This is a genomic window from Pseudomonas fluorescens (assembly GCF_001648775.1).
Lineage (GTDB): Bacteria > Pseudomonadota > Gammaproteobacteria > Pseudomonadales > Pseudomonadaceae > Aquipseudomonas > Aquipseudomonas fluorescens_M.
Genome location: NZ_LVEJ01000038.1, coordinates 1 through 19,347 on the forward strand (window position 1 = coordinate 1; position 19,347 = coordinate 19,347).

The window sequence follows — 19,347 nt, forward strand, 5'->3', positions numbered from 1 at the left end:
GTCCCAGCCAACATCCCCGCAACTGACCCACCGCTTTCGCGAGCAAGCTCGCTCCCACATTTTTGATCTTCGATTTCCTTCAGAAATGGACCAATCACGCGCCCCACGGCCCAATCGCGCCGCCATTTTCATTCAAAGCAAAACTGTCATATTCGATATCACTTCATTACCCATAGTCAGCAGCCCAACGCTTATCCCAATGAGGCTGCACTGTGTTTCAACGTCTTCTGTGTTCGCTGTCCGTACTGAGCCTGTCCATCGCCGCCGCCCACGCTGCCGAGTCCGTTCCGCTCGACACGCCGCGCCTGCAAGGCATCGACAACTTCCGGGACATCGCCGGCATCACCACCGCGTACACCACGGCCCACGACGGCACGATGCGCACCGGCGTGTTCTACCGCTCCAACGCGCTGACCCCGACGGCATCCGATCTGGCCACCCTCAACAGCCTCGGCATCAAAGCCATCTACGACCTGCGCACCCCCAGCGAAATCGCCGCCACCCCCGACACCCTGATCAGCGGCGCGACCTACCAGAACATCGACATCATCGGCAGCACCACCTCCGGTTCGAACATCACCAACATCTCCTTCAAAAGCGCCGCCGACGCCATCGCCATGATGGAACAGACCAACCGCGCTTTCGTCAGCGACGCCGGCATGCGCGGCCAGTTCGGCGTGCTGTTCAATGAACTGGCCAGCGTCGACGCCGCGCAACTGTTCCACTGCACCGCCGGCAAGGACCGCACCGGCTGGACCGCCGCCGTGTTGCAGAGCATCGCCGGCGTCGACAACGCCACCATCATGGCCAACTACCTGGCGACCAACGACTACACCGCCGCCCGCGTCGCCGCCACGCTCAAGGCTCTGCCACCGAGCATGGCCGCGATCTACGCGCCACTGCTCGGCGTGCAGGCCAGCTACTTGCAGGCCGGTCTCGACGAAGTCACCGCGCAATACGGCAGCATGGACAACTACCTCAAACAAGGCCTCGGCTTGTCGCAGGAAACCATTTACGTGCTGCGCGGCAAACTCGTCGAATACAACAGCCTGCCGGGTCAGGCCGGGCTGATCGGCAACGCCGCTGCCGGCGCCGAACTGCTCCGCCAATTGCAGAACACCGACCTGTCCGGCACCTACAGCGCCTACAACTACTACCTGCAATCGGCCATCGACGCCGGCACCCTCGGCGGTGTCGAAACCCAGGTCGGCGGCCAGGTGCACGCCGACGCCGCCAGCTATCTGCTGCGGCAAAACGCGATGATCGAACGAGCCGCCGCGCCGTTCGCCAGCGGCAGCGACCTCAAGGTCGGCCAGTACCGCCTCTGGACCACCGCACTCGCCGGCTACCTCGGCACCGACGGCTCGGCCCACGCCGACAGCAGCAACGAACACAGCCAGGGGCTGATGGTCGGCATCACCCAACGCTTCAGCGAGCAACTTAGTGCACGCGGCGGTTTCGGTTACAGCAAAGGCACGGTCGGCGGCGCGGGGGGCGAAGCCGACACCGACTTCACCTTCCTCAACGTCGGCGCCCGCTACGGCTTCAGCAGCCTGGAACAAGGCTTGTTCTTCGACGCCAACGCCAGCGCCGGCTACATCGACTACGACAGCAAACGCGACCTCGGCGGCGGCCTCGGCACCGCAAAGGGCAACAGCCACGGCAACCTCACCGGCGCCACGCTTGCATTGGGCTATCGCGCCCCAATCAACGGCATGACCATCGAGCCGAGCCTGGGCTTGCGAGTCAGCCACCTCGACCTCAACGGCTTCAAAGAGAAGGGCAGCGAACTGTCACTCGACGTCGACGACAACAGCGCTACCCGCCGCAGCGCCGTCGCCAACCTCAACGTCGCCTTCGCCCCCATGGTGATGGGCGCCTGGCAACTGGTGCCGGGCGTACAAGTCGGTTACGAACGCACACTGGGCCATAACGAAGTCGACAGCCAAAGCCACCTGCTGGGCCTCGACATCGAACAACGTGCGGCGTTTGATAATCGCGACCAATTCACAGGCGGCGTCAACCTCATGGCCAACCTCGGCGCCCTGAGCCTGGGCGCAGAAGTCGGCGCCAACGGCGGCGGCGACAGCCACGGCTTCAACGGCGGCCTCAAGGCCAGTTACGCGTTCTAAACGAAGCGGGGTCAAGGAAGACCCCCCAATTCAACAAACACCCCAAAACCCATTGTGGGAGCGAGCCTGCTCGCGAAAGCGCCAGACCAGTCAACATCAAATCGACTGACCCACTGCCTTCGCGAGCAAGCTCGCTCCCACAATTAGCATTCCAGCTTAAAAACTGAATCAATCCCGATCCCGTCAATCAAGCGCGACCCCAATCCCAAAGGCACCCAAAAACCCACTGTGGGAGCGAGCCTGCTCGCGAAAGCGCCAGACCAGTCAACATCAACTGACCCAACGCCTTCGCGAGCAGGCTCGCTCCCACACTTAGAATTCCAACTTAGAACCGATCAATCCCGCCCCCGCAAATCCGCCGGACTCACCCCATAAGCCCCCTGAAAATACCGACAAAACCGCCCCACATTACTAAACCCAAACCGCAACGCCACCTCCGTCACCGACCCCGAATCCCGCTGTCTCAACACCTCATAAGCCCGCTCCAGCCGCACCTGCCGCTGATACCCCACAATCGACATCCCGACAAACCGCCGAAACCCTTCCTGCAACGCGCGCTGACTCACATTGCTCAACCGCGCCAGATCCACACCACTGACCAACTGCTCCGGATGCGCCTGAATAAACTCCACCGCCAACTTCACATGCCTCGGCGCAACCATCGCCGTCGGCCGCCGCAATGCCTCGGAAAAGTTATGCGGCCACGCCTCCAACACCGCATCAATCAACATCTCGCGCAACCGCGACGGCATCAACGTCCCGCTGTTGAGCAACAAATCAAACTCCGTCCCCGTCGCCAGATCAATCAACGCCTTGATCCCCTGAAACGCCGCCGAACTCAAATCCACACGCGGCGCAAACACGATCTTCTCCACAATCGGTTTATCCAACAGCGCCGACAACCGCTCAGTGAGCTGATGCCGATTGACCGACATCCCGTGATGCGCATGATCATCAAAGAAACGCATCGAACGGATATCCGCCTTATCAATCGCCAGCCCCACCTGCGACACACCGATGGACTCGGTGCCATGGTTGAAAACAATCTTGCCGGCAGTGGGAATGACAAACGTGATCTCGTCCTGCGGGTCGGGAAAAGCAACGGTGAAATCGCCGTGGTAATACATGCGACGAAAACTCACGCCGTCATGCCGACCGTAGACCCCACCAATGATGATGTTCGACGGCAGCGGCGGGGTATCGGCATAGCGGTTGCCGAAGAGCCTGGAGAACATCGCGCCGAAGTCATCGGAACGGAGATTGTCAGAGCGCAGGATGATTTGTTGGCGAACAGGAGTCGGAAACACCTTGGCGGCACCTTCTTTTGGGGCTCTAGGGCAGGGGTGTAGGGCAGGGCGCCGAGAAGACTAGCAGAGGCAATATGACGCGTTTGTGACAGCCAGAAACATGCCGTAACAGCGCCGCGCCATGTTTAAGCAAAGGACACTCGGCAGGCCATGGCCGACATGGCAACCTGCTCGCACCTGTATTCAGCGAGCAAACAGCGGCACCGCGCCAAGCCTCGGCCCCTGTCTACCCAGCCCTGAAAGCCAAAAAAATCATCGGAGCGGCAATGCAAGCCAACACGCAAACACTCCCCATCACCCTGACCCCGGAACTCGACTTCGACCAAAACGCCGCCAGCGCTTTCGGCGAATCGCTGATCCACGAATACACCCAGGCCACGCCATTCCCGCACATCGTCATCGACAACTTCCTGCAAGCCGACGTCATCGCCAGCATCCGCGAACACTTCCCGGTCGAACCGACCAACAACGAACAAACCTACGAGCGCGGCTACAAAGGCCAACTCAAACGCCAGATCAGCCCCAACGCCTGCAGCCCGTACCTGAAGAACGTCTTCAACACCTTCAACTCCGCGCCAATGTTGGAATTCCTCGAAAAACTCACCGGCATTCAAGGGCTGATTCCCGATCCGTATTTCGCCGGCGGCGGCCTGCACGAAACCAAAACCGGCGGCTTCCTCGGCGTGCACTCGGATTTTCGGCTGAACAAAAAGCTCAACGTTGAGCGACGGTTGAACGTGATCATTTATCTGACTGAGGACTGGCAGGAGGCGTACGGCGGGAACCTGGAGCTTTGGGATGTGGGGATGAAGAAATGCCTGAAGAAGGTGCTGCCGGTTTATAACCGGTGTGTGATTTTTAATACCGACAAGGACAGTAACCATGGGCATCCGGAGCCGTTGACTACGCCGGAACACATCACTCGACGGTCGATTGCGCTTTATTACTACACGGCGAGTGGGGTGGGTGGCGAGCCGGGGCAGAGGAATAAAACGCACTATAAGCCGCGGCCGAAGGATCGTGTCAGTTTGAAGTATTACTTGAATAAATTGTTTAAGAAGAAGGGGTGAGGAGGCGGCGTAATCAGGGAAGCAGCCGTTGTTTGGACTGGGTGGTGAACAGCTGATGCAGTTTTCGGCAAGAAGGAGACGTTCAAGCCACTAGCCCAATTCACTATCGCGAAGATCGTACTCAAAATTTTGGTGTAACTGTTCGGGCAGGAAAAAGGGAGGATTCATGAGTCTTGATCTGTGCTTGGAAGCTGATAGTGCGCTCACAATTTCAGTGCTGAAATGCGCCGTTGAGAATGCGGGGGCTTGGGAAATAGAGGCGGCGGGTAATGGCTTGTCCGCTGTATTTGCCTCGGGGCTTAGATTGAGCGGCGGTGATGTAACAGATGACTCTACGATCAATGCTGAGAATACAAAGGGTATCGACTTTCCTGTCGCTTTGCGTTGCACCATCAGATTAAAAGGCCCGGAACCTGAGGGGGAATCGTCTATGGAAGATTTGGATAAAATCGCTCAATCCATATCTCAGTTGTGTCCGGCCTTCTTTCTTATTAGCTTCCAATTCGAAGAAACCTTGTACTGGCGGGATGCTACAGGGCTGCATCGTCCTTGAGATCGGTACCTGCGCGTCTGAACGTGATTGCCCATTCGCATTGGGCCCGATTTGCGCTAACCACTACGCAGGAGCGTAATACGTTCCTGCATGGTTCGAAGTTTACGGGGCAGACTGAGCAACCATGGGCTTGGTAATCACGGGGTGAAAAAGGGATGGTGAAAAAGGGGGGACGGATTAATTTTCAGTCTTGGTGCGTATATCTGATCATCCTCCATGACGGCATCCTGGCCGTCATGGAGGAATTTTCATTGCTCCGTCGGCACCACGTTATCCAAAGCCCGATTCACCGCCACAGCACCGGGCACTTCGCCAACTAACGGCTACACTGATTTACGGTTTTCGACTACACGCTTATTCAAGGAGCTTCATATGATCTGCTGGAATGCAGTTGTCGAAAGAAAAGTCAAAGCCGGCGTCGTCATAAAAAACATGCTTGACGGGAGCGAAGCACTGATCCCGTTTACGACGCTAAAACTGGCGGTTCTAGACCCTGTCAACAAGTTGACCGATTGGTTGATAGGCACGCCGTGGGTCGCAGAAACCGAAAAAGAATCGGTCATTGTAGGGCGAGCATTAATTGTATTTTTCAAGCAAAAGGAAGAAAAGCTGGTGCCTGCTTATGCCGCTTTTCGCGGGGATTTCAAATTTAGAATTGATGAGGAGGAGTTCGTCGATCCTTATCAGCGTGAAATAGTGGTGATCTACCACGATTTTTCAGAAGAGATCAAAAAGGGCAACTCGGGCAGTGCTTTTGCTAAAGGTGTCGAGAGTTACGTTGAGACATTTTCAGGTGTGTCGCACCTGGTTCATGCCGATGGCACATATGAAGAGCTGGTTGTGAAACTGACCAGCGTGGCAGAGGTGGCTGACGGTTGGATCGACACTGTACTGATCGTCACTCATGGTTATATCGGGCAGATGTGGCTGGGTAATGCGGACGAAATATTTGTAAAGAGAAATTTTGCTGCAGTGCTGGGCCAGTCTGAATCCGGAAAGGATTTTATCAATCCGGACTCATTTGGCCTGCTGTTGAAGAACCTGTTTGGCCCTAAATTGGGTATTGGCATTTACGCCTGCAACTTTGCGTGCTCGCCCGGAGGCGATAAAGTTGCCATAGCGATCAGAGTGGCCGCTGAAGCGAGAGTTGTTGTCGCAGGTAAAGCGGACGTTTTTCTCAAGCCCAATTCAAAAGGCCACCGCCCGGTCGCAGAGTGCAAAGGGGCGGTGGCGTTCTACTCAGAACATAAAATTGAAATCAGAGGAGGTCAGGTCCCGGTATTTCCGATCTAGCGGTTGGATAGAGGTGGATTCGGCGTGCGCCTCTTGCGCGAACCTTCGTGGCTGTTGCACTGCATTCCTGCTCTTGGCCATTCGAACCTGCGTCCGATCACTTCGGAGCCCGCCAAGCCTGAAAGCCAGGGAAGCACCACATTGACGTTGTGCCCTCTGTATTCAGCTTTCGCCCTGAGTTGCTAACGGCAAAAAACGAGAAGAAAGTGGCCGATTTATTATCTGTCTTGGTGGATCTGTCTGGTCTGCCTCCATGACGACATCCTGGCCGTCATGGAGAAATGTTCGTTACTCCGTAGGCACTGCGTTATCCAGCGCCCGATTGACCGCCAACTCCCCAAGCATTACCACCTGCGCAATGCCTTGCAGTGTCTTGCGTGCCGGTCCGTGAACAAGACCGATCACATCGCCCAGCATTACAGAGGCCGAGCCGAGTGATTCACTGGCATTCACCAGCAATTCTTCAGTCTTGGTTTTTGGATTGGCGATAAACATGGTGTTGGTTTGATACGAGGTTGCCATGATTTCCGGAGCGGGGCCGAGGTAGTGGGAGAGGGCGCGGTCGACGGCTTCGTTGAATTTCTTGGCGTCTGGGGATTCGTCGCCCGAGATCGGATCGGTTTCTGGCGGATTCGGTGTGATTTTGAACATGATGTAACTCCCTTGTGTCGCTTAAAAGGAGCCATCACCCTCTCGCTACCAAACGATGGGTGGCGGCCATGCACAGGTTGGTAGACCGGGACACAAGGAAAACCGGCGCGCTCGAAAGCGCCCTGCGCATGACCACCATAAAAGCCAGACGAAGACTTTCGCCAATAGTGAAATTGCGCACCTTGTATACACGGGCTACCAAACCCGATCACTGCTATTCAGTGACCGAACCACAATAGAACCCGCATCCGAGGCGCACAAGCCGGCGGATTCTGGCGTAGTCGTAGGCAACGGCGCAAGGCGTTGTAGCCTGTTGGAAGTATTTCGGAACGCTTTTAAACGGCTCGTTGAGATGGGCAGTTTTCTGAAACCTGAACACCTCGAAAACGTTCGATCCAGCCGTTGAACCAACGCGCAAGTTTGGAGGTTAAGTCGATTTCGCCGGCCTGGCAGTAGAAGCTGGTTACTGTTTTTGTTCCTGCTTTCTTGAATCATCAATTCGCCAGCGAAATCAGCATGTCTATCACATTGATCGGCACATAAATCAACGTAATCGCCACATACGCTTTACGCGTCCGAGCCAAAAACGCGCCAATCGGCAACACAATCATAATCACATCCAGCACGCCCCAAATTGCCACGGGCGAAGCCTGAAACAACGTGACATTGACGATCAGCCCCAGGCACAGATACGCGGACAGCGACAGCAATGCATAGCGCCCATCCTGTTCGAAATACACGCGCAAACCGTTCTGCTCATCCTCACTGCGGCTCGGCAGCAACAACGCCGCCGTGACGAACAGCGACAGTGTCAGCATCACCAACAGTAGAAATTCGAGAAACGAGAAGCTCTGTTTCACCGTCGACAGTGCGTTAACCGCCCACCAGAATTCCAGCTGCGTGGTAAACAGCATCACCGCCCAGACCAGTGCCACCCAATCTGGCTTGGCGACGCGGCGGATGCGGAATACCGTCAGTGCGCCGAGCAGCAGGCGGGTGACGGAGAGCCCGAGGATCATCGAGAGCACGGTGGCGACGATTGGGAAGTTGCTCATCTTGCCTCTCGTGAACTCGGTTTTGGCTGTAAGGGTGTTTTGGGCAGACCAGGTGGGGCGGGAAGGGGCGTCAAACGCGGCTGTGCGGTTGGGTTGGCAGAAATCGGCATCGGATTCTTGCTGTGCTGAAGCAATGGATTAGGATGCCCGAAGGCTGGAATGGATCTTCTCGACTAAGGATGCGTTGTTTATGCAATCTGCTTTTTCGCAAATCACCGAACGCTTGAACAACCGCCGCTTTTCCGTGGCGAACAATGCTCAGGGGTTGTCCGATGCGCGCACGGTGTTTCACTACTTCGTCGATGGCACGGCGGTTTGGGGGACTTACGCGGGTGGGCATATTCGCCTGGGCAACCAGGTTGGCCGGGTGACCGGGCCTGACAGTATCGAGCTGCTTTATCAGTGCATCACCACGGATGGCGAGATTCGCGCGGGTTGGTCGCAGGGCGTGGTGGGGGTTGATGAGGCGGGGCGGACGACGTTGCGGTTTGTGTGGGGTTGGTTGTCGGGGGCGGAGGGTGGCGGGGAATCGAGTTATGTTGAGGTTGTTGCGTAGCGCTTAAGGTTTACTGTTGGTCAGCATTGCTTTCTTCCGGATAGCAAAACGCCCAAGGGTTTGGCGTGTCCTGGATGGTTAGGACCGCGTACTGCCTTGGGCGAGATGGGAGCAGATTAAGTGGGGGCAATGTAGGCGTCAACTCTTCGCCATCACATCCCACGTCCGCATCACCTGCGTAATCGCTGCATCAATGCTCTCGATCGGCGTGTCATCCCGAGCCAGGATGGAAATCCCCTGCAGGAAACTGTCGAACACCGTCGCCATCGCGGCTGCGTTCGTGTCGTTCGCTAACAGCCCTTCACTCACACCCCGCTCGACGCACGCCACAATCCCAGCACGGGTTCGAGCGCGGGACTGGGTGAGGGCTTCGACGACGCCGGCATTGTCCGGACTCGGGGCGCTCATGACGCCGAGGGTGACCATGCAGCCTTTCGGGTGGCCGTCGTCGCATTGCATGCGTGCTGACTGGCGCAGTGCGGTTTCGATGGCTTGGCGTGGCGGCAGGGTTTCGTCCCACAGGCATTCGGTGACCTGGGCGAAGGTCGCCAAGTAACGCTGCACGCATTCGTCGAACAAGGCTTCTTTGGAGCCGAACGCGGCGTAGAAGCTGGGGGCGGAGATGCCGCCGCCCAGTTCAGCCTTCAACAGGGCGAGGGATGTCGAGTCGTAGCCGTGTTGCCAGAACAATTGCATGGCCTGGTCGACGGCGTCGTCGCGATCGAATGCGCGGGGGCGGCCGGTTCTGGCCATAGCGAAAACTCCTCGGAAAGTGATTTGAATACTAGTCGATACATAAGTCGTTGACAACGGGCCTCGGCTGCCGCCAGTATTTTATATCGATCGGTACGCAAGTCTGAATTTCCAAACTCAAGGAGTTTCCCGTGACACCTTCATTGACTCTAACGGCGGCGCCCAAACGCCTGCCCATCGGCGCGCTGCTGGCGCTGGCCATGACCGGTTTTATCTGCATCGTCACCGAAACCCTGCCCGCCGGGCTGTTGCCGCTGATCAGCGAAGGCTTGGCGATTTCGCCTTCGATGGCCGGGCAGATGGTCACCGCGTATGCGCTGGGCTCGGTGCTGGCGGTGATCCCGATGACCATTGCCACGCGCGGCTGGCGTCGACGCAATGTGTTGTTGCTGACCATCGTTGGTTTTCTGCTGTTCAACTCGATCACGGCGTTGTCGTCGCACTATGGCGTGACGCTGGTGGCGCGCTTCTTTGCGGGGGTGGCGGCAGGGTTGGCGTGGAGTTTGTTGGCCGGTTATGCACGGCGAATGGTCGAGCCGGATCAGCAGGGCAAGGCGTTGGCGCTGGCCATGGTCGGTACGCCGATTGCCTTGTCACTGGGCGTGCCGCTCGGCACTTGGCTGGGTGGCCTGGTCGGTTGGCGCACGACGTTCGGGTTGATGTCGGCCCTGACCCTGATGCTGATCGTTTGGGTGTTGGTGAAGGTGCCGGATTATCCGCCGCAGCCTGCGCATCAGCGTCTGTCGTTGCGCCGCGTGTTGATCACGCCGGGTGTGCGGCCGGTGTTGGCGGTGGTGATCAGTTGGATGCTGGCGCACAACATTCTCTACACCTACATCGCGCCGTTTGTGGCGCCGGCAGGGCTGGCGGATCGCGTCGATCTGGTGTTGTTGGTGTTTGGTCTCGCGGCGTTGGCGGGGATCTGGCTGACGGCGAAATTGGTTGAGCCGCTGTTGCGCAAGACCGTGCTGGTGAGCCTGGCCACGTTTGCATTGGTATGCGTAGTGTTTGGTTTCCTGGGGCGTGTGCCGGAGGTGATTTATCTGGGCGTGTGGGTGTGGGGATTGAGTTTTGGCGGTGCGGCTACGCTGTTGCAGACGGCGCTGGCGGATGCGGCGGGGGACGGCGCGGATGTTGCGTTGTCGTTGAATGTGGTGGCGTGGAATAGTGCGATTGCTGGCAGCGGGGTGGTTGGCGGTGTGCTGCTGGATCGATGGGGGGTTGCCGCTTTCCCATGGGCGATGATGGTGTTGGTGGCGGTCGGTTTTGTGATCGCCTGGAGTGCTCGGGGGCACGGGTTCAGAGCGGGGCCGCGTGGGGCAGGAGCGGCTGCCGTGGTTGGGCACTGAGGTGCTCGCTCGGAAGATGACGGTGGTGCGTCAGGTCAATGTGTTTGTGATGTGCTGACGTCATCGTCGGCAGGCCAACTCCCACAGTGTTTTGCGGGTAAGCCAAAATCTCCGGCCGATCATCCCGCGCGCCTGGCGTGTGAACTTTTTACTAATAACGTTCGGTTTGTGCTGTTTGCGGTTGTCGTCACTTGGCGACAACCGCTTCTAACAACACGACGATGGCGTTTATCAGATGAACTCATGGAGTTTTGTATTGCTTGCCTGCGCGTTCGCTCAGGCGTGGGGTGCCGACCCGGAAGCGGCAGAATGCGATGTGTCCGGCAGTAGTGTGCGCCAGACTGCGCAGTGCATGGATCGCCTCGTGATGCAAAAGCGAGAAGTCATTGAGCGCCTGTACACGGCCTCGCTCGCAAGAATCCCCAATAGCGTGGATGACCAGCGCTCTATCCGTCAGCAGTTTCAGCAAGAGCATGCCGCATGGCGCAAGTACGTGGACGAGCACTGTAGTTTTTATGCCGGGGTATCGGAGGGGGCCAGTGCCTGGATAAGCCTTGCCGAGCTGCGTTGCCAGATCAACGAACTGGATGCCCGGATAGTCTTTTTGCAAAACATCCCATGGAATCCGGAGCGTTACTGATCAGGCGGCGATAAGTCTGTTCAGGTCATTCCTGCCTCCGCCTTCTCCAAGTCTGAAAATACCAACTAAGGTCTATATCGGTTAACCAAAACTGAATAGTCATTTGGTGTTGCCGGCCGTCCGCCCGCGATGGAGAACGCCAGACAAGGAGGTTGTCATGCAAGGCACTTGCGACCATTCCCCAAAAGGCTTTGCCCCGCAGCTGCTTCGCCGCGCCATATGGGTCGCCATGGCCAACGCCCTGGCACTGGCAGACGCCCAGGCGGCGTGCGGGCCGTTGGCTGTCGGTACCTACAATGTTTCGCAAACCTGTACGCCCGCTGCCACTGTCGATGCCTCGATCAGTACTCAATCGGGCACTGCCATCACCACCACGGCCGGCTCTTCGCTGCTGGTGCGCGGCAACAACAGCAACTCGACGTTGACCCTCAATGGCACCACGGTCAACAGCACCCCGCCGACCGCCGCCAATGCGGTGTTTTCCAACGTAATCGGCAGCAGCGGCAACGCGACACTGACGGTCGATGGCGGCACCAACACGGTCAACCTTGGCGGCAGCGGACTGGATGCCATGGCGATCACCAATGCTGGCAGCGGTGTGTCGACGTTCTCGGTCAGTTCCGGCACCACGCTGAACATTCTCAATACCGTGGTCGGCAACGAACACGACGGCATCGACGTGAATGCCAGTGGCGGCGGCGCGATCAACGTCTCGCATCAGGGCAACGGCCAGATTACCTTGCTCGGCGGGAACGGCATCTGGACCAAAGCCACGGGCAGCGGCGACACCACTGTCAACGTCGGCGCCGGGGTCAGCATTCTGGTCAATAACGATGATGCGCTGTCGGCGGGCCTGCCGATCATCGACGATACCTTGCCCACCGCCGGTATCGGTAACCACGCCGGCGTCCACACCCGCGCGGTCAACGGCAACACTACGCTGGTCAACGCCGCCACCGTCCAGGCCATTGGCATGAATGCGTTTGGCCTCTTCACTGAAGGCGGCGCCGGCAATACCCGCTTGACCAACAGCGGAACGCTCAGCACCGATGGCCTCAACGGCTTCGGCATTCGCGCGTTCTCCTCGGTGGGCAGCATCGACATCGTCAACAACGGCGCCATCACCACCACCGGCGGCGCCGCGCACGGTATCTATGCCAATGACAACGTCGGTGCGACCGGTTCGATCAGCATCGAGAACAACGCCACCCTCAATGTCGGAAGCACGGCGAATGCTGCTGGCTCGCGGGCGATTTACATCATCAAGCGTGGCACTGGCGACGCCACTGTCACCGGCAGTGGCGATCTCAATGTGTTCGGTGGCGTGAACACCACGCGGGCCTACGGCATCATCGTCAGCGCCGAGAACAACAACGTCCTGATCGATTACTCCGGCAACATTTTCGCCAGTGGTTTTGGTGCGGGCGGCATTCGGGTCGATTCGACCGGCGGCAACGTCCGGGTCGATTACTCCGGCAGCCGCATTGAAACGATGAACAGCAACGCCAACGGCATTTATGCCTCGACGCAAGCGCCAACCGGCACGGTGGACGTCAATGCCAGTGGCACCCTCATCACTCATTCCAACGCCGGCTCGGGCGATGGCACGGGCATCGGCTCTTTTGGCATTCAGGCGCTGACGCTGGGCGGCAACGTCGGGGTGACGTTCACCGGGCCGCTGATTGACGTCAACGGCCAGGGCGCGGCGATTCTGGCGGGTAACGCCTTCAATTCCGGCTCGGGGCTGGGCACGCTCAGTGTCAGCAACAGCGGCGAATTGATCGCTCGCGGCGATCAGCAGCGCGGCATTCGCACGTTGTCTGCCAGCGGTGCGCAGACCATTGTCAACAGCGGGCCGATTCAAACGCAGGGCGCCAGCAACAGTCAGGGGATTCTCGCCGAAGCCTCCGGTGCCGCCAGTGTTTCGGTGACCAACAGCGGGGCGATCACCGCGAAGGGCACCGGCTCATCGGCGATTGCTGCGTTGAGCGAGGGCGGCACGGTCACGGTCAGCAACACTGCAGCGCTGCAGGGCGGGCGCGCGGACAGCAGCGGCGTCGCACTCGGCGGCGCCACGCAGACGCTGAACAACGCTGGCGCGATCAGCGCGCTCAGCGATGCCGCCGTGCGCGCCGATGCGACCACGCCGGGGACGAATTTCACCCTCAACAACACCGGGCAGATGACCGGTTCGGTGAATGCCGTCAGCGCAGCCAGCGCCGTGACCAATAGCGGCACCTGGACGCTGCGCAATTTCAGCGACACGACAGGCAGCGGCGTGCGCGATACCTGGGGCGTTGCGACCAGCAATCTGGGGGCATCGGGCAGCAACAGCATCGATAACAGTGGAGTGATCACACTGGCGGCGCAACCGGCGACGGGCATCAACAGTTTCAATACCAGCGGCGCCTATTTGCCGTTGGGGCAAGCGGCGAATACCCCGACGCCGGGCGGCGCGGTGCAGGGGCAATTACTCGGTGTGAATCGCTTCACCCACAGTGGCACTCTCGACCTCGCCGGCGGCAGCAACACTGTCGGCAATGTGTTGTTGATCAGCGGCGCAAGCACTGCCGGCACCGACGGCGGCGGGGTGTTCGTAGCCAATGGCGGCCGGGTGTTGCTCAACAGCACCTTGAACGAAGGCGGGGTAAACAGTCGCTCTGACATGCTGCTGGTGGACTCGACCACCACCGTCAACAACCGCGCGGCAGGGCTGGTCGTGACCAATGTCGGCGGGCAGGGCGACTTGACTCAGGGCAACGGCATTGCCGTGGTCGAACTGCTCAACAAAACCGAGGGGGCGAGCGACCCGAACGCCTTCCAATTGGCCCGGCGAGTGGTCGCCGGGCCCTATGAATATCGTCTGCAACAAGGCGCGGAGGACGGCAGTGGCAAAGACACCTGGTACCTGCGTTCGGACGCCCTGACGCCGGACGATCCGCCGGGTCCTGATCCCGATCCAGCACCCACGCCGAACTATCGCCCGGAAGTCTCACTCTACGGCGCAGTCCCGGCGCTGGCGCTGGTGTATGGCCGGACGATGGTCGACACCTTGCACGAACGGGTGGGCGAAGAACGCCTGAACGCCGGCGACCCGTTGCCCAAAGAAGACCAGTCGACTCTGGCGCCGTCCATGGGCTGGGGCAGGGTGATCTACCGCAGCGGCAAGCAGGACGGCGATCGCAAAAACGCCCTCGGCAAAAGCCCTGAATACAACTACGACCTGACGGCCTTTCAGGTCGGCACCGACCTGTACCGCAAAGTCCGCGCCGACGGCAGTCATGAGCAAGCGGGGATCTCATTATCGGCCGGCACTATCAACGCCGGCGTCAGCCATTACACCCGCCGTGCGGCCGGCGAAGACACCTTGCGCGCTTACGGTTTGGGTGCGTACTGGACGCACTTCGGCCCCTCCGGCTGGTATCTGGACGGCGTGCTGCAGGTCAATCGCTTCGACATCGAAGCCAAACCCAACGACCTCGAAAAACTCAAGACCCACGGCTGGGGCTACACCGCCTCGCTGGAAAACGGCTACCCGTACGAAGTCGACAAAAACTGGTACGTCGAACCGCAAATACAGGCGATCTACAGCTACGTCGACCTCGACAGCAGCGACGACGTCGGCGCGAACGTGCGCTTCAAAGACGTCGACTCATTGATTGGCCGACTCGGCGTGCGCATTGCCAGGGACTGGGACACCGAAGGCGTCGACAACAGCCAGCGGCGCACCAACGGCTGGATCCGGCCGAGCGTGTGGCATGAGTTCAAGGGCAAACCGAAGACCGAGTTTTCCTCGGAGTCGGGTTATATCCCGTTTAAATCGGACATCCAGGGGACGTGGGGCGAGGTGAATCTGGGGGTGGATTATCAGGCCAACCGGCGTACGACGTTTACGGCCTCGGCGGGGTATCGGCAGGGGTTTGATGGGGACAGCCATGGGTATGACGCGATGTTGGGGTTCAAGATTGATTTTTAGGAGGAGGGGGATTCGTCAGTGTTCGACGAGAAGATTCGTCTTTTGGAAAGGTTTTCTGGGCAGGAGTAGAACAAGAGTCGATTAGATCCTCTTCGTCGCCAAGACGGTGCAAGCTTCGCGGACGGAGAGGATTTATCAAATCGCAAGATACGTTTTTTTACCTTTTGACCCCCTCGAAACCCACGACATCAGGGTTTGAGAAATCCCAGTATGAAGTCTCTACCGGATGTTTTTTTCCATTAAACGAAAGCATGGCCCTGAGTTTTATTCGATTGTTATCAATCTTCCAGCAGGCACTTCCGACTTCTGATGGGCTTTCATCAGGCCTTGAATCCGGGGCAAAGAAAACGAAACCTGCGTGCTCGTCGGCGGCGCATTTTTTATTTGTTGACTCGTGAAGCTGATAGATGAGTTTGAACGACTTCTCAGTCCCGGATAATAAAGACTGATTTATCTGGCCGACAAAATCATTTTTGCTTGGGAGTTCTTTTGATGGCACAGGAGCGTGTTCCTGCTTTGAGAGTTTCTTGGATATCTGGAACATGTTGCTGGAGAACTCAGTACATTCCTGTGCATCCTGAATGAGGTAGTAAGACTCACCGTTTGCCTTGAACGAGATCGATCTTTGATCTGTGTCAACAATCTCTACCAAGGTTCCGTTTTTCTTCAAATCATCCAGGTAGCCGCGTGGTTCTGTAATTTTATAGTTTAGTCTGACCAGCGACACGCATGGTTGGCCGTATTCCTTGGCGAATTTGGGATTATAGAGGTACCACTCGTTATCCGCGTGCGCTGAAGGCACCAGGTTGAAGCAAGTCAGAGCTAAAGCAGTAGCGATAATATGTCTTTTCATTTTTTAGAGTTTTTAATTGATTGACAGATATGCGACGTCGCTTCAGGACCTCTTGGTGATAACCGGGTGACCGACTGAAGTTACTTTTCCGGTACTAGCGCTTTCATGTTCAATCCGGCTATCCAAGTCCAGAGGCGACACCGTCCCTTCGCGGATTATGCCGACTTGGCGATGGGATTTGAACCGCAAAAATCGTGCACCCGCAGCCATGTTATGGTTTTCTCAACGCAGAGGAGTTGCGTGACTACCACGGTTTGGGCTGGCTATCGATTCAGCATCTGGCGAACCGGATCAATTACTTTGTCAGTGACTACGCCGGCCGCAGGATCACCGGGCCATTGCTTGAGCGAGCCAATCAGCTGTCGACGCGCTAGTTCTGTTGGCGCAGCCCCTTGGAATTCGCCAACCCGCCCTCATAACAAGTGCTACACCCAACACCCCCGAGAGGAACGACAAGCCATGACCAGTCAAACCGAAACCGCCATCCTCGCCGGCGGCTGCTTCTGGGGTATGCAGGATCTGCTGCGGCGCTATCCCGGCGTGTTGCAAACCCGCGTCGGTTACAGCGGCGGCGATGTGCCGAATGCCACTTATCGCAACCATGGCGATCACGCCGAAGCCATCGAAATCGTTTTCGATCCTGCGGTGATCAGCTATCGGCAGATCCTCGAGTTCTTCTTCCAGATCCACGACCCGAGCACAGCCAACCGGCAGGGCAATGACCTCGGCCGCAGTTATCGCTCGGCGATTTACTACCTCAGCGAAGCGCAACGCGACATCGCCGAGGACACCGCGGCCGACGTCGACGCCTCAAAGCTGTGGCCCGGCCGAGTGGTCACCGAGATCAAACCGGCGGGGCCGTTCTGGGAAGCGGAGCCGGAGCATCAGGATTATCTGGAGCGCATTCCGAATGGCTACACCTGCCATTTCATTCGGCCGAACTGGAAGCTGCCGAAACGCGGGTGAGTCCATAACGACCTCAAACAACAGAACCTCGAATATGAATCATGAACTTTGGCTGGAACCCGATGGCTGTCAGACCTTTTGTCTGGCCGGTGCTCAAGGTGATAGTGCGCGTGCACTTATGGGGTCGGACGCGAAGCTTGTTTGGGAGGTCGAGGCTGACAATTATTTCGAAGCGATGACCAAGTATTATGCGCACATGCAGTGGGGCGAGTACCGGACCGACTTTCCCGAACAAGACAAGACGTCCTACAGAGACCTGGGCTGAGAGATCTGTCGCCCATCCAGCGCCAGCACATAAGCACTGAACATATCCGCCAGCCCGTCGGCGCATACCGAGATTTCCTGCTCGGTACGCGGGCTGCCGGAAAAGTCTTTGCCGACTGAACTGAGCGTGGTCAGGATTAGTTCGCACGCGGCGCTGCGTTTCGACTCGTCGACGTCTGGCAGCATTTCCTGCATGAACGTCGCGAAGATCTGCCGCCCGGCCGCGCGCACTTCGTGGGCTTCGGGGGCGTTGCGGTAGAGCGGGGCGGCGTCGTTGAGGGCGCCGCGCATCTGCGCTTCGTCACACTCTGAACGAATGAACGCCTGCACCAGTGTGCGCAGACGCGCCAGTGGCGGTTCTTCAAGATTTTGCAGAATTCGCTGCAGCATCTGCGTGGTCTGCAGCCACTCATCGCTCTGCAAACGGAACAGGATCGCGGCTTTGTTGGGGAAGTACTGATACAGCGAGCCGATGCTCACGCCAGCCTTTTCCGCGACCCGTGCAGTCGTAAAACGCGTGGCGCCATGCTCGCTCAAAACCTGAATAGCCGCTTGCAGAATCGCTGCCACCAGTTCGGTGGACCGTGCCTGTTGCGGCTGTTTGCGCGAGGAAATACGGGCAGTCTGGCGGTGGGTCATGGGCAGCTCTGGCGTCCGGGGGAATGCGAATAGCGCGAGAAGCGAATCACTCGCATCATTTAAAGGCGACGAATTGCTCGCATTTTAATTCCCCACTGACGGAAAGCAATCATGACGACCCTGACCACTGAGCCACTGGCGAGCCTGATCGAACGCCTCTACACCCAAGCCAGCGCCGCCACCAGCCCGGTGCTGGAAACGGTGTCGGGCGAGGAACGCGAACGCCTGATGCACAGCAAAACCGAATACCTCAAGCTCTATGCAATGCTCAAAGACCTGTGGCTGCCGGTCTCACGCGACACCGGCAAACTGCTGTACCTGCTGGCGCGCAACGCCAAGGTCAAAGCGATTGTCGAGTTCGGCACCTCGTTCGGCCTGTCCACCCTGCACCTGGCGGCGGCGCTGCGCGACAACGGCGGCGGTGTGCTGATCGGCAGTGAGTTCGAGCCCTCGAAGATCGAGTTGGCGCGCCAACACTTCGTTGAAGGTGGCGTTAGCGATCTGGTGGAGATTCGCGAGGGTGATGCGCTGGTGACACTCGCCACGGACTTACCGGAATCCGTCGACTTGCTGCTGCTCGACGGTGCCAAAGCGTTGTACGGCGACGTGCTGAAACTGGTCGAAAAACACCTTAAGCCGGGCGCGCTGGTGGTGGCAGACAACACCAACTATTGCCCTGAGTATCTGGCTTACGTGCGCGCGCCGCAGAACGGCTATTTGTCTGTGCCGTTTGCCGATGACATTGAGCTGTCAATGCGCTTGGGCTGAAGCCCTCCCATCAGGGGCCACCTGTTGCAGGATGGCTCCTGAGTGGAGCGGCAACGCTGTTCAATTCTCGCGGGTACTCACGACTTCCCCGGTGGCGGTGTCTTCCAGCCAGACTTGCAGACGATTGAGGCCAACGTATTGTGAGCGCGCCATGATTTTCTGGCCTGGCTTGCCGTCGAACTTCAGATTCGCGTACATAAAATGTAGCGGCAATCGGTATTCCAGCTGGATGGTATAGGTGCCCGGTTTCAGCACCGCGCGCTGTGGCGAATCGTTCTTGTAGTAGTACGTGGAGAACGGGATGTTGCCGACTTTTTCATCGTTGATCCGGATGATGTTCAGGTTCGCCTCGCCGTCGGCAAAGTGCCGCTGGGGCCTGCCGGCATAGGTGTCGGTTTCGACCACGGTGTAGCGTGATTCGTCTGCTGCGGTGGTGGCGCCGACGTTGGAGTACGCCGGCATTTCTGCGCAACCTTGCAGGCACAACAGCGCCATGACCAAGGGAAGGACAATTTTTTTCAT

19 protein-coding genes are annotated in these 19,347 nt (G+C 58.3%); 12 read left to right on the forward strand and 7 right to left on the reverse strand.

Annotation, left to right across the window (positions count from 1 at the left end; all coding sequences use genetic code 11):
- Window positions 1-212 precede the first annotated feature (212 nt).
- Complete coding sequence (locus A8O26_RS28630; RefSeq protein WP_064120955.1) at window positions 213-2,132, forward strand: tyrosine-protein phosphatase; 1,920 nt, start codon at window positions 213-215, stop codon at window positions 2,130-2,132.
- 335 nt (window positions 2,133-2,467) lie between these two features.
- On the opposite strand, the gene A8O26_RS28635 is transcribed toward A8O26_RS28630, so the two are convergent.
- Window positions 2,468-3,439 carry an AraC family transcriptional regulator gene (locus A8O26_RS28635; RefSeq protein ID WP_064120956.1) on the reverse strand — a complete coding sequence of 324 codons (972 nt, stop codon included), beginning with the start codon at window positions 3,437-3,439 and terminating at the stop codon, window positions 2,468-2,470.
- Window positions 3,440-3,705: 266 nt separating this feature from the next.
- Between A8O26_RS28635 and A8O26_RS28640 the strand changes: the two genes are divergently transcribed.
- From A8O26_RS28640 to A8O26_RS28650, 3 genes are all read left to right on the forward strand, one after another.
- Complete coding sequence (locus A8O26_RS28640; protein ID WP_064120957.1) at window positions 3,706-4,509, forward strand: 2OG-Fe(II) oxygenase; 804 nt, start codon at window positions 3,706-3,708, stop codon at window positions 4,507-4,509.
- 166 nt (window positions 4,510-4,675) lie between these two features.
- Window positions 4,676-5,062 carry a hypothetical protein gene (locus A8O26_RS28645; RefSeq protein WP_064120958.1) on the forward strand — a complete coding sequence of 129 codons (387 nt, stop codon included), beginning with the start codon at window positions 4,676-4,678 and terminating at the stop codon, window positions 5,060-5,062.
- 372 nt (window positions 5,063-5,434) lie between these two features.
- Window positions 5,435-6,355 (forward strand): hypothetical protein, encoded by a 921-nt coding sequence (locus tag A8O26_RS28650; protein WP_064120959.1) that lies wholly within the window; start codon window positions 5,435-5,437, stop codon window positions 6,353-6,355.
- A 288-nt stretch (window positions 6,356-6,643) separates the two neighbouring features.
- On the opposite strand, the gene A8O26_RS28655 is transcribed toward A8O26_RS28650, so the two are convergent.
- Window positions 6,644-7,006 (reverse strand): DUF6124 family protein, encoded by a 363-nt coding sequence (locus tag A8O26_RS28655; RefSeq protein ID WP_064120960.1) that lies wholly within the window; start codon window positions 7,004-7,006, stop codon window positions 6,644-6,646.
- A 494-nt stretch (window positions 7,007-7,500) separates the two neighbouring features.
- A complete protein-coding gene (locus tag A8O26_RS28660; protein WP_064120961.1) occupies window positions 7,501-8,061 on the reverse strand; it encodes a hypothetical protein in 561 nt (186 codons plus the stop codon).
- 190 nt (window positions 8,062-8,251) lie between these two features.
- Here A8O26_RS28660 and A8O26_RS28665 point away from each other — a divergent pair, with 190 nt between their 5' ends.
- Complete coding sequence (locus tag A8O26_RS28665; RefSeq protein ID WP_064120962.1) at window positions 8,252-8,617, forward strand: hypothetical protein; 366 nt, start codon at window positions 8,252-8,254, stop codon at window positions 8,615-8,617.
- Window positions 8,618-8,755: 138 nt separating this feature from the next.
- Here the strand turns inward: A8O26_RS28665 and A8O26_RS28670 are convergent, their stop codons facing one another.
- Window positions 8,756-9,370, reverse strand: a complete 615-nt coding sequence (locus tag A8O26_RS28670) for a TetR/AcrR family transcriptional regulator (RefSeq protein WP_064120963.1) — start codon at window positions 9,368-9,370, stop codon at window positions 8,756-8,758.
- A 131-nt stretch (window positions 9,371-9,501) separates the two neighbouring features.
- On the opposite strand from A8O26_RS28670, the gene A8O26_RS28675 reads away from it, so the two are divergent.
- The 3 genes from A8O26_RS28675 (at window position 9,502) to A8O26_RS28685 (ending at window position 15,335) form a co-directional block, all read left to right on the forward strand.
- Entirely contained in the window at window positions 9,502-10,719 is a 1,218-nt protein-coding gene (locus tag A8O26_RS28675) for an MFS transporter (RefSeq protein WP_064120964.1), read from the forward strand.
- Between the two features lie 235 nt (window positions 10,720-10,954).
- Window positions 10,955-11,359 (forward strand): lysozyme inhibitor LprI family protein, encoded by a 405-nt coding sequence (locus tag A8O26_RS28680; protein ID WP_081265274.1) that lies wholly within the window; start codon window positions 10,955-10,957, stop codon window positions 11,357-11,359.
- 157 nt (window positions 11,360-11,516) lie between these two features.
- The gene (locus tag A8O26_RS28685; protein ID WP_064120966.1) at window positions 11,517-15,335 is read left to right on the forward strand and encodes an autotransporter outer membrane beta-barrel domain-containing protein; all 3,819 of its coding nucleotides are present in this window, start codon (window positions 11,517-11,519) and stop codon (window positions 15,333-15,335) included.
- A gap of 157 nt (window positions 15,336-15,492) precedes the next feature.
- Here A8O26_RS28685 and A8O26_RS28690 read toward each other — a convergent pair whose 3' ends face one another.
- Complete coding sequence (locus tag A8O26_RS28690; RefSeq protein ID WP_064120967.1) at window positions 15,493-16,188, reverse strand: hypothetical protein; 696 nt, start codon at window positions 16,186-16,188, stop codon at window positions 15,493-15,495.
- Window positions 16,189-16,382: 194 nt separating this feature from the next.
- On the opposite strand from A8O26_RS28690, the gene A8O26_RS29635 reads away from it, so the two are divergent.
- The 3 genes from A8O26_RS29635 (at window position 16,383) to A8O26_RS28700 (ending at window position 17,419) form a co-directional block, all read left to right on the forward strand.
- Entirely contained in the window at window positions 16,383-16,562 is a 180-nt protein-coding gene (locus A8O26_RS29635; protein ID WP_081265275.1) for a hypothetical protein, read from the forward strand.
- Window positions 16,563-16,647: 85 nt separating this feature from the next.
- Entirely contained in the window at window positions 16,648-17,154 is a 507-nt protein-coding gene (msrA, locus tag A8O26_RS28695; RefSeq protein ID WP_064120968.1) for a peptide-methionine (S)-S-oxide reductase MsrA, read from the forward strand.
- Window positions 17,155-17,188: 34 nt separating this feature from the next.
- Window positions 17,189-17,419 (forward strand): hypothetical protein, encoded by a 231-nt coding sequence (locus A8O26_RS28700; protein WP_064120969.1) that lies wholly within the window; start codon window positions 17,189-17,191, stop codon window positions 17,417-17,419.
- Here A8O26_RS28700 and A8O26_RS28705 read toward each other — a convergent pair.
- Window positions 17,401-18,057, reverse strand: coding sequence for a TetR family transcriptional regulator (locus tag A8O26_RS28705; RefSeq protein WP_064120970.1), 657 nt, complete (start codon window positions 18,055-18,057; stop codon window positions 17,401-17,403). The two genes, A8O26_RS28700 and A8O26_RS28705, sit on opposite strands and share 19 nt — an antisense overlap.
- Window positions 18,058-18,168: 111 nt before the next feature.
- Between A8O26_RS28705 and A8O26_RS28710 the strand changes: the two genes are divergently transcribed.
- Entirely contained in the window at window positions 18,169-18,825 is a 657-nt protein-coding gene (locus tag A8O26_RS28710; protein ID WP_064120971.1) for an O-methyltransferase, read from the forward strand.
- 60 nt (window positions 18,826-18,885) lie between these two features.
- Here the strand turns inward: A8O26_RS28710 and A8O26_RS28715 are convergent, their stop codons facing one another.
- The gene (locus A8O26_RS28715; protein ID WP_064120972.1) at window positions 18,886-19,347 is read right to left on the reverse strand and encodes a hypothetical protein; all 462 of its coding nucleotides are present in this window, start codon (window positions 19,345-19,347) and stop codon (window positions 18,886-18,888) included.

What these genes read in the sequence shown, in the direction of transcription:
- A8O26_RS28640 (WP_064120957.1), top strand. Translation starts at nt 3,706, where the DNA reads ATGCAAGCCAACACGCAAACACTCCCCATCACCCTGACCCCGGAACTC.
- A8O26_RS28645 (WP_064120958.1), top strand. Translation starts at nt 4,676, where the DNA reads ATGAGTCTTGATCTGTGCTTGGAAGCTGATAGTGCGCTCACAATTTCA.
- A8O26_RS28650 (WP_064120959.1), top strand. Translation starts at nt 5,435, where the DNA reads ATGATCTGCTGGAATGCAGTTGTCGAAAGAAAAGTCAAAGCCGGCGTC.
- A8O26_RS28655 (WP_064120960.1), bottom strand. Translation starts at nt 7,006, where the DNA reads ATGTTCAAAATCACACCGAATCCGCCAGAAACCGATCCGATCTCGGGC.
- A8O26_RS28660 (WP_064120961.1), bottom strand. Translation starts at nt 8,061, where the DNA reads ATGAGCAACTTCCCAATCGTCGCCACCGTGCTCTCGATGATCCTCGGG.
- A8O26_RS28665 (WP_064120962.1), top strand. Translation starts at nt 8,252, where the DNA reads ATGCAATCTGCTTTTTCGCAAATCACCGAACGCTTGAACAACCGCCGC.
- A8O26_RS28670 (WP_064120963.1), bottom strand. Translation starts at nt 9,370, where the DNA reads ATGGCCAGAACCGGCCGCCCCCGCGCATTCGATCGCGACGACGCCGTC.
- A8O26_RS28680 (WP_081265274.1), top strand. Translation starts at nt 10,955, where the DNA reads ATGAACTCATGGAGTTTTGTATTGCTTGCCTGCGCGTTCGCTCAGGCG.
- A8O26_RS28685 (WP_064120966.1), top strand. Translation starts at nt 11,517, where the DNA reads ATGCAAGGCACTTGCGACCATTCCCCAAAAGGCTTTGCCCCGCAGCTG.
- A8O26_RS28690 (WP_064120967.1), bottom strand. Translation starts at nt 16,188, where the DNA reads ATGAAAAGACATATTATCGCTACTGCTTTAGCTCTGACTTGCTTCAAC.
- msrA (WP_064120968.1), top strand. Translation starts at nt 16,648, where the DNA reads ATGACCAGTCAAACCGAAACCGCCATCCTCGCCGGCGGCTGCTTCTGG.
- A8O26_RS28700 (WP_064120969.1), top strand. Translation starts at nt 17,189, where the DNA reads ATGAATCATGAACTTTGGCTGGAACCCGATGGCTGTCAGACCTTTTGT.
- A8O26_RS28705 (WP_064120970.1), bottom strand. Translation starts at nt 18,057, where the DNA reads ATGACCCACCGCCAGACTGCCCGTATTTCCTCGCGCAAACAGCCGCAA.
- A8O26_RS28710 (WP_064120971.1), top strand. Translation starts at nt 18,169, where the DNA reads ATGACGACCCTGACCACTGAGCCACTGGCGAGCCTGATCGAACGCCTC.
- A8O26_RS28715 (WP_064120972.1), bottom strand. Translation starts at nt 19,347, where the DNA reads ATGAAAAAAATTGTCCTTCCCTTGGTCATGGCGCTGTTGTGCCTGCAA.